The sequence below is a fragment of the Paenibacillus polygoni genome, assembly GCF_030263935.1.
Lineage (GTDB): Bacteria > Bacillota > Bacilli > Paenibacillales > Paenibacillaceae > Paenibacillus > Paenibacillus polygoni.
In genome coordinates this window covers 2,699,588-2,713,468 of record NZ_CP127162.1, presented here as the reverse complement: position 1 = coordinate 2,713,468, position 13,881 = coordinate 2,699,588, and the positions used below count along the sequence as shown (strand labels likewise).

12 protein-coding genes are annotated in these 13,881 nt (G+C 40.5%); 11 read left to right on the top strand and 1 reads right to left on the bottom strand.

The genetic code is table 11. The annotated features are described in order from the left end of the window. Entirely contained in the window at nucleotides 1–897 is an 897-nt protein-coding gene (locus tag QPK24_RS13135; RefSeq protein ID WP_285741721.1) for a LysR family transcriptional regulator, read from the top strand. Nucleotides 898–963: 66 nt separating this feature from the next. Here QPK24_RS13135 and QPK24_RS13130 read toward each other — a convergent pair whose 3' ends face one another. Then, nucleotides 964–2,046, bottom strand: a complete 1,083-nt coding sequence (locus QPK24_RS13130) for a GntR family transcriptional regulator (RefSeq protein ID WP_285741719.1) — start codon at nucleotides 2,044–2,046, stop codon at nucleotides 964–966. A gap of 343 nt (nucleotides 2,047–2,389) precedes the next feature. Between QPK24_RS13130 and QPK24_RS13125 the strand changes: the two genes are divergently transcribed. From QPK24_RS13125 to cydD, 10 genes are all read left to right on the top strand, one after another. Further along, entirely contained in the window at nucleotides 2,390–3,991 is a 1,602-nt protein-coding gene (locus QPK24_RS13125; RefSeq protein ID WP_285741717.1) for a xylulokinase, read from the top strand. 16 nt (nucleotides 3,992–4,007) lie between these two features. Then, a complete protein-coding gene (locus QPK24_RS13120; RefSeq protein WP_285741715.1) occupies nucleotides 4,008–4,703 on the top strand; it encodes an L-ribulose-5-phosphate 4-epimerase in 696 nt (231 codons plus the stop codon). 71 nt (nucleotides 4,704–4,774) lie between these two features. Next, entirely contained in the window at nucleotides 4,775–6,199 is a 1,425-nt protein-coding gene (araA, locus tag QPK24_RS13115) for an L-arabinose isomerase (protein ID WP_285741713.1), read from the top strand. Between the two features lie 286 nt (nucleotides 6,200–6,485). Beyond that, nucleotides 6,486–7,121: a glycoside hydrolase family 11 protein gene (locus QPK24_RS13110; RefSeq protein WP_160031541.1), complete on the top strand. Its 636-nt coding sequence runs from the start codon at nucleotides 6,486–6,488 to the stop codon at nucleotides 7,119–7,121. Nucleotides 7,122–7,256: 135 nt separating this feature from the next. After that, nucleotides 7,257–8,093, top strand: coding sequence for a formylglycine-generating enzyme family protein (locus tag QPK24_RS13105; protein WP_285741709.1), 837 nt, complete (start codon nucleotides 7,257–7,259; stop codon nucleotides 8,091–8,093). Nucleotides 8,094–8,302: 209 nt separating this feature from the next. Next, entirely contained in the window at nucleotides 8,303–8,647 is a 345-nt protein-coding gene (locus tag QPK24_RS13100) for a type II toxin-antitoxin system PemK/MazF family toxin (RefSeq protein ID WP_285741707.1), read from the top strand. A gap of 167 nt (nucleotides 8,648–8,814) precedes the next feature. Further along, nucleotides 8,815–9,453 carry a response regulator gene (locus QPK24_RS13095; RefSeq protein ID WP_285749300.1) on the top strand — a complete coding sequence of 213 codons (639 nt, stop codon included), beginning with the start codon at nucleotides 8,815–8,817 and terminating at the stop codon, nucleotides 9,451–9,453. 243 nt (nucleotides 9,454–9,696) lie between these two features. Continuing rightward, nucleotides 9,697–11,106: a cytochrome ubiquinol oxidase subunit I gene (locus QPK24_RS13090; RefSeq protein ID WP_285741705.1), complete on the top strand. Its 1,410-nt coding sequence runs from the start codon at nucleotides 9,697–9,699 to the stop codon at nucleotides 11,104–11,106. Beyond that, entirely contained in the window at nucleotides 11,093–12,106 is a 1,014-nt protein-coding gene (gene cydB / locus QPK24_RS13085; RefSeq protein WP_285741702.1) for a cytochrome d ubiquinol oxidase subunit II, read from the top strand. The genes QPK24_RS13090 and cydB overlap by 14 nt, the downstream gene beginning before the upstream one ends. Then, nucleotides 12,106–13,875, top strand: a complete 1,770-nt coding sequence (gene cydD, locus QPK24_RS13080; protein ID WP_285741700.1) for a thiol reductant ABC exporter subunit CydD — start codon at nucleotides 12,106–12,108, stop codon at nucleotides 13,873–13,875. Before cydB ends, cydD begins: the two co-directional genes overlap by 1 nt. The last annotated feature ends 6 nt before the right edge of the window (nucleotides 13,876–13,881 follow it).

Sequence of the window (13,881 nt, the reverse complement as noted above, 5' to 3'; positions counted from 1 at the left end):
ATGATCGGAAAATTAGATTTATATCGCGTATTTAATGTCGTCAGCCAGCACAAAAGCTTTTCTAAAGCGGCAGAAGAACTGTTTTTGACCCAATCTGCAGTAAGCCAGGCAATTACAAAACTTGAGAAGGAGTTAGAAATTGCACTTTTCTATCGAACGTCAAAAGGCGTGGTTCTAACAACAGAAGGTAAATTATTAAATGAACATATTAATTCTGCACTAGGGATTATTCATGCTGCTGAAGATAAGATGCTGGAGTTCAAGTCTTTAAAGACGGGGCAGCTGCGAATCGGAGTAGGGGATACCATCTCTCGTTATTATTTACTGCCTTATTTAGAGAAGTTCCACAAAGAATTCCCGGGCATCAAATTAAATATTATTAATGGAACAACAATGGAAATCTGTGAGTTTATAAAAACGGGTAAAGCGGATCTTGGCATCTGTAATTTGCCCATTCAAGGAGAACATCTAGAGGTCATTCCTTGTAAGGAAATTCAAGATATTTTTGTGTGTGGAGAGAAGTACAAAGATCTGATTTCAAAACCGATTAGCTTAGACGATTTAATGGAGATGCCCCTTATTTTTCTAGAGAAGAAGTCGAATTCAAGAATGTACGTAGAAGACTTTTTGAAAAAGAGAGGACATCATCTTTCTCCCGTCTTTGAACTTGGATCACATGATTTAGTATTAGAGTTCACTAAAATTAATTTAGGCATTTCCTGCGTCATTAAAGAGTTTTCAATGGACTATCTCGAAAGAGGAGACTTACACGAGATCATACTAGAAGAAGAAGTCCCAAGAAGAAATATCGGGATATGCTATCTGAAAAATGTCCCCTTATCACGTGCAGCACAGAAGTTTTTAGAAAATATAAACCAAAAAGCCCAGTCGATCTAGACTGAGCATTTTGGTATTAAATTCAGTTTACACGTATTTTTCAATCATCAACTAGGTAGTGGAATATTATTTCTCCACCACAGTCTCACCTTCTATTAATACCGGCTGATAATAAGTGGTCGCAGGTAGATCTTTTTTACCTTGTAATTTCTTGATGACCCAATCTGCCGCATCTCGTCCCATTTGTTCTTGCGGGTGTGTCAGCGTTGTTAGTTTAATGTTTGCATTTTTTGCGATATAAGAATTGTCTTGACCGATAATAGATAATTCATTCGGTATCGAAATATCGAGTTGTCTGCACACATTTACGACTTCGAGCCCTACCTCATCGTTATAACAAACAATCGCTGTCAGCACATCTCTATTTTCAATTAGAAAATTCTTTATGTTAACAGATAAATTCTGTTTTGACTCCGTATCAAATGAGAGCACTTGCTCCGGTTGGAACCGTAATTTAGCTTCACCCAGCGCTTTAATATACCCCTTCATTCGATATTTACCTTGCAGGTCATCCATTTTCGAGATAATTCCAATCTTTTGATGTCCTTTTGAGATCAATTCTTTTGTTGCTAGATAGCTGGATTGTACGTCATCAAGACAAAAGAAAGGGACTTCAAGCTCTTCATAATAAGCATTGATCATAATGAAAGGAACATCTTGTTCTTTGAATGTTAGGTAGTAAGCAATATTGGGATTGTATAAGTTACTTTTTGTAGGTTCCACAATTAAACCATCTACACCATAAGAAAGCATCATTTCTAGTGCCTTTTTCTCTTGTGCGACATCATTATTTGTACTTGCTAATAGCAATGAGTAATTATCCTCATTAAGCCTGCCTTCAATACCCCGGATTATGGAGGGGAAAATGTAATCAGAAATATAAGTCGTAATGACGCCGATGATTTTATTATTTGAATTTCCATTCGATTTAGATCGGTACTGGTTACTGACATAAGTACCGGAACCTTTTTCACTTCTGAGAAAACCCTCGTTGGAGAGTTCTAAAATCGCTTTTCGTACGGTCTGCCGGCTGACTTGGTACTGTTCTTGTAATGCAGACTCCGTAGGAATCTGTTCCCCGACGTTATAAACGCCTGAAAGAATATTACTTTTTATATCGTCAATGATAAATTGATACTTTGGTTTCACTGGAGTTCACTTCTTTCATCGTTGTTAGTTAATACATTCAATTTATATAAAATAGTTGTAAGTACAAATTTCATTTATATCTAATCAAAACAATTATTTTATCTTATTTATGTACAAAGTTCAAAATAATTATATTCGCTAAGCAGCTTTATGTCACATCATATCTTTATCTATACATAAATTCCAATAAAAAGGAACAATCATTATTAATTTGTATGTATATATTTTAAATATTGTTGACAAATGTACGAACAAAAAATATACTGAATCTGTCAAAAGGAAAGCGCCTTCTTTCGATCAAAAGGTTTTTAAAAGTGCTATCTGAGAGGGGACAACCGTAAGAATGAGCCAGCTAAATATCAAACAAGCAATTACTAAGGGAGAAACTTCACTTGGTATCGAATTTGGATCTACACGCATCAAAGCAGTCCTCATTGCGAATAACTTTGAAACGATTGCTTCGGGGAGTTATGAGTGGGAGAACAAGTTAGTCGATGGATTTTGGACGTACAACTTAGAGGATATCATTAGCGGGCTGCAAACAGCCTATAGCGAAATGAAGCAGGAAGTTGAGAAGAAATATGAAGTAACACTACAAACGATTGGTTCCATAGGATTTTCCGCAATGATGCACGGTTATATGGCATTTGATGAAAATAATCAGCTGCTTGTTCCGTTTCGAACGTGGCGTAATGCGACAACCGGTGCCGCAGCAAAAGAGTTAACGGATCTGTTTCAATTCAACATTCCGGAACGCTGGAGTATTGCTCATTTATATCAAGCTATTCTTAATGAAGAAGAACATGTGCCTCGTATTCGTTTTATCACTACGCTGGCTGGATTCATTCACTTTTTACTTACAGATCATAAAACAATCGGCATCGGTGATGCCTCAGGTATTTTCCCTATTGATGAATCAACAAAAGATTACAACGAATCGATGATGAGACAATTCGATCAACTTACTTCAGCCAAAGGTTATCCTTGGAAGCTGCAAGATCTTCTGCCGAAAGTATATGTCTCAGGTGAAGAAGCTGGTAAATTAACGGCAGCTGGAGCCAAAATCCTTGATAAATCAGAAAATTTACAACCAGGTATTCCACTTTGTCCTGCTGAAGGTGATGCGGGTACAGGAATGGTTGCTACCAATAGTGTCAGAAAACGCACCGGGAATGTCTCCGTAGGAACTTCCGTGTTTGCGATGATTGTATTAGAAAATGATCTTTCCGAATTACATCCGGAAATTGATATGGTAACCACTCCAAATGGCAGTCCTGTGGGAATGGTACATGCCAACAACTGTTCTAGTGATATTAATGCTTGGATGGGGCTGTTCCGCGAATTTTCTCAAGCGATGGGGTATAAAGCGGATACAGAAAAACTATTCAGTGTCATGTTCAATAAGGCACTCGAAGCAGACCCAGATGGCGGCGGACTTCTCAGCTACGGTTATTTCTCAGGTGAGAATATTACTGGTTTGGAGCAGGGGCGACCTCTCTTTGTCCGCACACCTGAAAGCAACTTTAATTTAGCTAATTTTATGAGAACCCATCTTTTCACTGCATTTGGAGCCCTTAAGATCGGAATGGACATTCTGACGAAGAAAGAAAATGTAGAAATCGACAGCATTTTAGCTCATGGCGGACTGTTTAAAACGCCTCTCGTTGGACAGAAGATGGTTGCAGCAGCACTGAATGTTCCTGTATCTGTGACAAGCACAGCTGGAGAGGGCGGGGCATGGGGAATGGCCGTTCTTGCCTCTTACTTGATGAATAAAGACGCAGACGAAAGTTTAGAAGATTTCCTAGACCAAAAAGTCTTTAAAGATGTTGTGGCCGAGGAAGTTCATCCGGATGAAGTAGATGTCAAAGGTTTTGAAAACTTTATTGAACGGTACAAAAAAGGTCTCGCGATTGAGCAGGCTGCTGTTGACAACTTAGTATAAAAGGGGTGGGAATTCGGTGTTAGAACAACTAAAAGAAGAAGTGTTTCAAGCCAATCTCGAACTGCCTAAACAAGGACTTATTAAATATACATGGGGTAATGTAAGTGCTGTCGATCGTGAAAGCGGTTTGTTTGTTATTAAGCCAAGCGGTGTTGACTATGAAACGATGAAAGCTAGTGATATGGTCGTAGTTGATTTTGACGGAAACGTGGTAGAAGGTGAATTTAGACCATCTTCAGATACGCCAACTCACGCAGTGCTGTATAAACATTATCCAGAAATCGGCGGTATTGTTCATACGCACTCACCGTGGGCAACGATCTGGGCTCAAGCGGGACTTGATGTTCCGGTCATGGGAACTACACATGCAGACACATTTTATGGTTCTATTCCTTGTGCACGCTTCTTGACACAAGAGGAAGTTGACCGCGGTTATGAAGCGGAAACAGGTCATGTCATCATCGAGACTTTTAAGAATCGCGGTATCGATATTATGGAAGTTCCTGGTGTCTTGCTTAAAGGTCACGGACCATTTACTTGGGGAAAAGATGCAAAAACCGCAGTAATGAATAGTGTTGTGCTGGAAGAAGTTTCGAAAATGAACTTATTTGCTAGAAATTTAAATCATTTTGCTGAGGAATTACCGCAGCGCATTCTAGATAAACATTACTTACGCAAGCACGGAAAAAACGCTTACTACGGACAAAAGTAAGTTAACGAATTAGACATCGTTTTATTAACTTGAAATTGATTTTACTATAAATATTAGAAAAGAGGATTCATATGACAACAGTTAGCACAAAACAATTTTGGTTTGTTGTTGGTTCCCAGCATCTATACGGAGAAGAAGCATTAGCAGAAGTAAAAGCGCATGCGCAAGAAATGACAGACGCATTAAATAATAGCGGTGTTCTTCCTTACCCGCTCGTATTACAAGATCTAGCCGTAAGTGCAGATAAGATTACAAGCATTATGAAAGAAGTCAACTATCGTGATGAAGTTGCGGGTGTAATTACTTGGATGCATACCTTCTCACCAGCAAAAATGTGGATTCGCGGCACAAAGCTGCTTCAAAAACCTCTGCTTCACTTGGCAACTCAGTATAACGAAAGCATTCCTTGGGCGACTATTGACATGGATTTTATGAACCTCAACCAAGCTGCTCATGGTGACAGAGAATACGGATTTATTAATGCGCGTTTGAACAAACAAAACAAAATTGTTGTTGGCTACTGGGAACGTCCTGAAGTGCAAAAACAAATTGCAGAATGGATGGACGTAGCAGTTGCTTATAATGAAAGCTTCCATATCAAAGTTGCTCGTTTTGGCGACAACATGCGTAATGTAGGGGTAACTGAAGGAGATAAGGTTGAAGCACAGATTCAATTTGGCTGGACGGTTGATTACTTTGGTATCGGTGATCTTGTTCAGGTGATCAATGAAGTTACAGAAGAAGAAATTAATGATCTGTTTGCTGAATATGCAGAATTGTATGATTTTGAATACGGCTCTTACAGTAAAGAAGATTGGGAAGCAAGTGTAAAAGTACAAATCAGCTATGAAATCGCGATCAAACGTTTCTTGGATCAAGGCGGCTACAATGCTTTCACAACAAACTTTGAAGATTTACATGGAATGAAACAACTTCCAGGACTTGCTGTCCAACGTTTGATGGCACAAGGATATGGTTTTGCTGGAGAAGGCGACTGGAAGACAGCAGCACTGGATCGTTTGCTCAAAGTCATGAGCCATAATAAGTCTACTGGCTTTATGGAAGATTACACTTATGAACTTACAGCTGGTCAAGAGTCTATCCTACAATCTCACATGCTTGAAGTGGATCCAACACTCGCTAGTAGCAAACCTAAAGTTGTCGTTTCACCGCTAGGTATTGGCGATAAAGAAGATCCAGCTCGTTTGGTGTTCGATGGAAAACAAGGAGACGGAGTTGTCGTATCTATGGCTGACTTCGGAACACACTACAAGCTTTTGATCAACGAAGTTACTGCTTTTGAACCAACAACACCAGCTCCAAAACTTCCGGTAGCTCGCGTACTTTGGAACGTGAAACCAAACTTCCAAGACGGGGTTAAAGCTTGGATCGAAAATGGCGGCGGCCACCATACCGTTGTATCTCTAAACTTAACAACAGATCAAATTGTAACTTACGCTAAACTCGTTAACCTGGATTATGTAGTAATCAAGTAATTATTTATTTACTTCCATAAAATAAATCATTAAAACCGTCCTAATAAGGACGGTTTTTTTCTGTTGGAACCGATTTACCTGTGAAAAGTGAAGTAAAACCTTTAAATTACATAATAGTTTTGTATGCGCTTTCAATTTATAATCTTTCCGTAAAGGAGGTGGTTATACCGGTTCAAGAATGATGCACAGGCAGAAATAGGTTTGTTGCTACGGGAACAAAAACAACCAAGAAACTGCTGTATGTTGTAACGCGAGAATGAATCAAAAATAGGTCAGGAGGTAGTTTATGTTTAAAATGAAGAAAAAAGTTGGAGCCGTAATCCTTGCAGTGTCCATGAGTTTAGGAATTTTTGCAGCAACCTCGAGTGCAGCAACCGATTATTGGCAAAATTGGACAGATGGCGGCGGAACCGTGAATGCGGTCAATGGCTCTGGCGGGAATTACAGTGTCAACTGGAGTAATACTGGCAATTTTGTTGTCGGTAAAGGCTGGACGACGGGATCACCGACCCGTACTGTAAATTATAATGCGGGGGTCTTTGCTCCTTCAGGTAACGGATACTTAACCCTCTATGGATGGACTAGGAACTCATTGATTGAGTACTATGTCGTTGATAGCTGGGGCACATATAGACCGACGGGAACTTTTAAAGGGACCGTGACTAGTGATGGAGGTACTTACGATATTTACACAACAACAAGGTACAATGCACCTTCCATAGACGGAACACAAACATTTACACAGTACTGGAGTGTTCGTCAATCCAAAAGACCAACCGGAGTTAACGCGTCCATCACGTTTGGCAACCATGTTAACGCATGGAAGAATGTTGGGATGAACCTCGGAAGCAGTTGGTCTTATCAAGTATTAGCGACAGAGGGTTACCAAAGCAGCGGCAGCTCGAATGTAACCGTATGGTAACACTTTGATCAAAGGTACTAAGGAGTGTTTTGCAGTTCACTCTTTAAAAAAAGAAGTCTTTCGGCTTTGCCGGAGACAAGTTATAGGCCCTTAGCGGCCTATAACTTTTTTCTATACGTAAAAGGAGACAAATGAATGAAAAAGCGATCTATTTTCTTTTTATCATTATTACTCGTTCTAATTAGTGCTTGTTCACAACAAAAGTCAGCAAAAGAAGATAACTTCGTACTCGTGGAAGGCGGGTCATTTGTTAATGAAAACTCCAGTTATTATGACAAGGAAGTAACCATTCCAAACTTTTATATGAGTAAATATGAAGTGACCCAAAAAGAGTGGGTAGATGTAATGGAAAGTAATCCTTCTAGTTTTAGAGGGAAACAATTACCCGTCGAAATGGTAAGTTGGTATGATGCGATTGAGTATTGTAATACAAGAAGTGAAAAAGAGGGTTTGAAACCATTTTATAATATAGATAAGAGCAAAAAAGATCCGAACAATAAGAATGAGAATGATCCCATAAAATGGACTGTTACGGTGAATGAGGGAGCTAACGGTTATAGACTGCCAACTGAGGCGGAGTGGGAATACGCCGCAAGCGGAGGACAAATGAGCAAAGGATACACATACAGCGGCAGTGATCAAGCAGATGAAGTGGCGTGGTACTGGAGAAACGCGGGAGAAAAATACTTATCAGGTGATTGGAATTGGCCTGCGATCGAAAATAACGGAACAAAGGCGAAAAACGTAGGGCTTAAGGAGCCTAACGAACTAGGAATTTATGATATGTCAGGTAATGTAAGAGAATGGTGTTGGGACTGGTATGAGGACCAGGAAAATAGCAACTCTTTCCGTATCGTGAAAGGCGGCGGTTGGATAGGTGATATTAACAGCAATGAGATATCTTTTCAAGGGAAATTTGATCCGAATGGATTTGGAGCAGATCAAGGTTTCCGAGTTGTTCGGGGCGAGTAAGACGCTGCTGCACGAAGTCTGTGCAATCAAAATGAACCTGGAATATTAAGGTGAGAAGATCAAAGTGTTTCTTTTAACAAGAATTAAACAATATTTATCTGCTCGAAGTGAAAAGAGTATGCAAAATGTCGGTATTAATTTACTGTACAAATGCTTCCCTCCTACGTAAATTAATGAGTAAGTAAAAGTCATCATAGAGAGGGATCAATATGTCAAAGATGAAACGGGGAGAAATTTGGTCAGGACTTTCGCATACACGTGATTACATAGTAACTCAGTTAATTGTGACACGTGAGGAAACGGAAGATGAGGAAGGACCGGAGATCGTAACAGTTCAATTTTTGCGTGGAAAATCTAATCATATTCTCGAGGTAGAAGTGGATGGTCAAGCAATAGGAGCGGATCGTGCTGTCGTTATGTTAAATACAATGAATACGATACCTATATCTAATCTAAAGGAAAAGATGGGATGTTTGTCTCCTGAGGACATGAAGAAAGTTTTATCAACCATCGTCAATGTTATGTTTGATTTCAGTCGTGAGCTTAAGAAATAGGATGCTGAAAAGTCGCTGTTGGCGGCTTTTTCTTCTTGACGAATAAGTTCATACTTAGCACAATGATAAAAGGCTGCCGGTACAACGGCAGCCTTTTATGCGAGACTGAGAATGACAGCATGATTTTAAAACAAAGATAGAAAAAGAGGGACTCATTAATGGACTCCATGAAAACCCAAGTTCTGGTGGTTGATGACCACGCACAGGCAAGAAATACAATATGTAAGATACTAGAATCAGAGCAGAGATATGAAGTCATCGGTGTAGTAGAGAGCGGTTTACAAGCCATAGAATTTGTGGAGCAAAGGCTTCCAGATCTGATTCTTATGGATATTGAAATGCCCGAAATGAATGGGTTTGAAGCCACGAAACACATTAAAGAACGCTATCCCTTCGTCAAGATCGTATTGGTTACTGTATCTGATGATATGCTTAACCTGCTTGAAGCTCTTAAATACGGGGCTCAAGGTTATTTGTTTAAGAATCTAAATCAATCCACTTGGCTGAAATATTTAGACTGCTTACTGAATGAAGAAGCATCTCTGAGTAGAGAACTGGCTTATGAAATTTTGAAAGAAGTGCAAATTTCGAAAAGAAAGGAAATGTTAACAGTGAATCAGCTTACCTCAAGAGAGCAGGATATCTTATATGAGGTGGCTAGAGGTCTGACGAATAAAGAGATTGCTTTAAGATATGAAATTTCAGAATACACAGTGAAGAATCATCTTAAAAATATATTGCAAAAGCTTCAGGTTCATAACAGAGTTCAATTGACTCGGTACGCTATGGAGCAAGGAATTATTTGATATTTGCTGAAAATGATAAAAAGTCGAACTGAATTTTAGTGGTATAGGACTTCCAATTTGTACTTGTTTCATATAAGAATATGATGAATGTCACAAGGACGGGATATAAGTTATTTTTTTCACAAAGTTGTCAATTTGTTGTCGGCGATTTGTCAATTTTCATCCCCCTTATGAGCCATGTATGATTCTAAACTCCTGGGTATAATGGTTTAGTTATATCATACGCGAAGGGAGCAGTACATCATGGATGTGCTTGATTTAGCAAGAATTCAGTTTGCTACAACGACAATTCTGCACTTTGTATTTGTACCGATATCCATTGGTTTATCCTTACTGATTGCCATTATGGAAACCATGTATGTTGTACGAAAAAAAGAATTGTACAAAAAAATGGCGAAGTTTTGGGGACACTTTCTTTTGATCAACTTCGCACTTGGAGTGGTGACCGGCATTCTGCAGGAATTCCAATTTGGAATGAACTGGTCGGAGTTTTCACGCTTTGTCGGCGATGTATTTGGTACACCGCTTGCGATTGAAGCTTTACTCGCTTTCTTCCTAGAGTCTACATTTATTGGACTATGGATATTTGGTTGGAATAAGTTACCTAAAAAACTGCATTTAATGTGTATATGGCTCGTATCGATTGGTACTATGCTCTCCGGATTCTGGATTTTGACTGCTAATTCCTTTATGCAGCGTCCTGTCGGATATGAAGTGGTAGACGGAAGAGCGCAAATGACTGATTTTTGGGCAGTCATCACCAACGGACAGGTATTATGGGAATTCCCGCATACTATATTTGCTGCTTTTGCAACAGGCGGTTTTCTTGTAGCGGGAATTAGTGCATTTAAAATGCTTCGAAAAAAAGACATGGAATTTTTCAAATCTTCCTTTACTACAGCTGTAATTGTGGCAGGTATTTCCTCAATGTGCGTTGCGCTGTTTGGTCATGGACAAGCCCAGTATCTTGTTGAGACACAGCCTATGAAGATGGCGGCAAGTGAAGGACTTTGGAATACGAGTGAAGATCCTGCTCCTTGGACAGTATTTGCCGTTATCGATCCAGAGAATCAAGAGAATACATTTGAAATTAAAATCCCATATATTCTCAGCTACTTATCATATAGTAAATTTTCCGGCGCAGTTACTGGAATGAATGAATTACAGGCAGAATATGAGATGGCTTACGGGCCTGGTGATTACATTCCTCCAGTCCGAACCACTTTTTGGAGTTTTCGAATCATGATTGCAAGCGGCTGTGCTATGATCCTGCTTGCGTTCTACGGAATCTACCTGGCTATGCGCAAAAGACTGGATCAGGCACGACCTTGGTATTTAAAAATAATGCTTTGGGCAATCGCGCTTCCGTTTATTGGTAATACGGCTGGATGGATTATGACAGAGATCGGTCGTCAGCCATGGACCGTCTTTGGACTGCTTACGATTGAAGACTCTGTATCTACTTCTGTGACTAGTAACCAGGTTCTGTTTTCTGTGATTTCCTTTACGAGTCTGTACCTTATTTTACTAGGTGTTTTAGCATTCCTGTTTGTGCGTGAAGCTCGTAAGGGCCCATATCACAATGACAATGCATTACCGACGATAGAGGATCCATATACACATCAAGGGAGAGATCGTCATGTCACTGAATGATTTATGGTTTTTACTCATTTCCGTTCTATTTGTTGGTTTTTTCTTTCTTGAAGGTTTTGATTTTGGAGTGGGCATGTCCCTCGGCATTTTACCGCGCAGCGATTCCGAGAAAAGAATGCTGATTCGAACGATTGGGCCATTCTGGGATGCGAACGAAGTATGGTTGATTACAGCGATTGGAGCAATGTTTGCCGCATTTCCTCATTGGTATTCAACTCTGCTTAGCGGTTATTATTTACTCTTTACATTCATTCTGCTTGGACTGATTTTGCGGGGGGTAGCTTTTGAATTCCGCAATCAAATGAGCGGACTTGTTTGGCGGAAGCTGTGGGATATCTGTATTATCATCGGCAGCTGTTCTACTCCACTTCTGATAGGGATTATTTTCGCTGGGATTGTACAAGGAGTTCCTATTGGCAGTGATATGAACATTGCTGTAGAAGGAAGAAATCTGATAAACCTGTATACCGTATGGGCAGGCGTTGCCGTGCTAACCTTGTGTCTGCTCCACGGATTTGTTTTCATTTCACTGCGTACAGAAGGAAATTTGAGAGAACGTTCGAACAAATACGCCCTCGTTACGCTGCCGATTACGGCATTTTTCCTTGCGGGACTAGCATTCCTTACTTCCCGTGAAACGGATCTCTTTTCAAAGCGCGGTGGATGGTTAATCGCGGCTATTATTTTAGGAATTGTCGTGTTTGTACTGGCAGCACTGTTCTTACGTAAAAAACAAGAAAAGTTAAGCTTTATTGCGACAAGTCTGCTTGTTGTATTAACTTTTGCTACTTTATTTATTGGACTGTTTCCACGTGTTATGGTGAGTTCACTTGGCAGTGCCTACGACCTGACCATCTATAATGCTGTATCAAGTCCGTATACTTTGAAGTCAATGACAATTGTGGCCGCCATTTTTCTTCCGTTCGTACTCGGTTATCAGTGCTGGAGCTATTATGTATTCCGTAAAAGAGTATCGGAGAAGGAGCTCCTGGATCACTAATGGACAGATCATGGTTCACTTTACGAGGGATTAAAATTCATCTGACGGTTCTCGGACTGATTTCTCTGCTCCTTGGTGCAGCTATTATAGGTCAGGCTCTATTTCTTGCTCAAGGAATCAGCATGTTATTTCAAGAACATCCACTAGAAATGGCTTATAAACCACTCACTCTATTTTTTGTATGTCTCATTGCTAGATATACCATCGTCTGGATACAGCGAAAAGTATCTGGGCGGTTTGCGGAGGAAGCAACAGAGAGAATGAGGGAGCAGCTGATTGAGAGCATATTCGGGCAACGTAATCTATGCCATACTTCTGGCAGCAGTGCGGAGAAGATTACGCTCGTCATGGAAGGGGTAGACAAGGTTCGTACTTATCTGGAGCTAGCAATTCCTAGATTTGTAGATATGATGGTTTTAACACTCGTACTCTGGGGATGGACCATGAAGCTTGATCTAATATCAGGTGGGATCCTCACGGTTACCTTACCTCTTCTTATTATATTTTTCATCCTGCTTGGTCTTGCTGCAAAAACACAGGCTGAGCGGCAATGGACATCTTATCAGATGTTGTCTCATCACTATACCGATGCGCTACGCGGTCTTAAGACCTTAAAGTTTTTAGGACGAAGTAAAGAACACGGCAAAACGATTCGCTTGGTGAGTGACCATTACCGAAAAGCGACGATGAAAACATTGCGAGTTGCTTTTCTATCATCATTTGCTCTTGATTTCTTTAGTATGTTGTCTATTGCGATGGTTGCAGTAAGCTTAGGAATCAGACTTATTGGCGGATCAATGGGATTTACAGCAGCGCTCACTGTGCTCTTGCTGACTCCGGAGGTGTTTTTACCTGTAAGGATGCTCGGTTCCGATTATCACGCCTCGCTTGATGGCCGTGAAGCCTGGCAATCGATAAAAGGCATGTTAGCTGCGCAGGCTGCCAGTAGGAAAGATAGGAATGCGAATTCGCATTTTGAACCTGACCGTAAGGAACTAGTTCAGCCGCTTGATGGAGATCCATTTCATTTGTCCTCCGGTTTATCGATTACATTATCAGATGTCGTTGTAAAAGGAGAGAATGATCATTCGGTATTGAACACCATTTCGGCGGATTTTTCAGCGCAGACTGCTAAATTAGGCATGGTCGGAATGAGCGGTGCCGGAAAAACGACTTTGCTCCACTTACTTGCAGGATTAATCGAACCCGCAGAAGGGGCATTTCATGTAAATGGAATCAAGATTGAAGGAGATGTACGGATTCAGTGGCAGCAGCAAGTCGCTCTTATTCCGCAGCATCCCCATATTTTCAGTGAATCTGTTCTGGATAATTTGCGATTCTATTGTCCAGATGCGACTGTAGAGCAAGCGGAAGAAATAATTGATGTCGTAGGTCTTCGTTCACTTATTGATGCACTGCCTTCAGGTATTCATGAACCGATTGGAGAAGGCGGCAGAAGTATTAGCGGGGGGCAAGCGCAGCGGATTGCTTTAGGAAGAGCTCTGCTCAGCAAGAGACCTATTCTTATTTTGGATGAACCGACCTCTCACCTTGATATTGAAACCGAGTGGGAACTAAAGCAAACCATACTAAAACTGCTCGCAGACAAACATCTTCTACTTGCTACACACCGCCTTCATTGGATGAAAGAGATGGAGCATGTATGGCTTATGAATCATGGCGAGCTTACCGATTGCGGAACTTCGAATGCCTGGCTGACCAAGGCAAATTGGAGCGATGAAGCAGAAAAAGGAGAAGTGAGCATATAAAATGCG

Excerpts from the sequence above, each read along its gene's own strand:
- QPK24_RS13125 (WP_285741717.1), top strand. The coding sequence starts at position 2,390 with ATGAGCCAGCTAAATATCAAACAAGCAATTACTAAGGGAGAAACTTCA.
- cydB (WP_285741702.1), top strand. The coding sequence starts at position 11,093 with ATGTCACTGAATGATTTATGGTTTTTACTCATTTCCGTTCTATTTGTT.
- QPK24_RS13135 (WP_285741721.1), top strand. The coding sequence starts at position 1 with ATGATCGGAAAATTAGATTTATATCGCGTATTTAATGTCGTCAGCCAG.
- araA (WP_285741713.1), top strand. The coding sequence starts at position 4,775 with ATGACAACAGTTAGCACAAAACAATTTTGGTTTGTTGTTGGTTCCCAG.
- QPK24_RS13105 (WP_285741709.1), top strand. The coding sequence starts at position 7,257 with ATGAAAAAGCGATCTATTTTCTTTTTATCATTATTACTCGTTCTAATT.
- cydD (WP_285741700.1), top strand. The coding sequence starts at position 12,106 with ATGGACAGATCATGGTTCACTTTACGAGGGATTAAAATTCATCTGACG.
- QPK24_RS13100 (WP_285741707.1), top strand. The coding sequence starts at position 8,303 with ATGTCAAAGATGAAACGGGGAGAAATTTGGTCAGGACTTTCGCATACA.
- QPK24_RS13095 (WP_285749300.1), top strand. The coding sequence starts at position 8,815 with ATGAAAACCCAAGTTCTGGTGGTTGATGACCACGCACAGGCAAGAAAT.
- QPK24_RS13110 (WP_160031541.1), top strand. The coding sequence starts at position 6,486 with ATGTTTAAAATGAAGAAAAAAGTTGGAGCCGTAATCCTTGCAGTGTCC.
- QPK24_RS13090 (WP_285741705.1), top strand. The coding sequence starts at position 9,697 with ATGGATGTGCTTGATTTAGCAAGAATTCAGTTTGCTACAACGACAATT.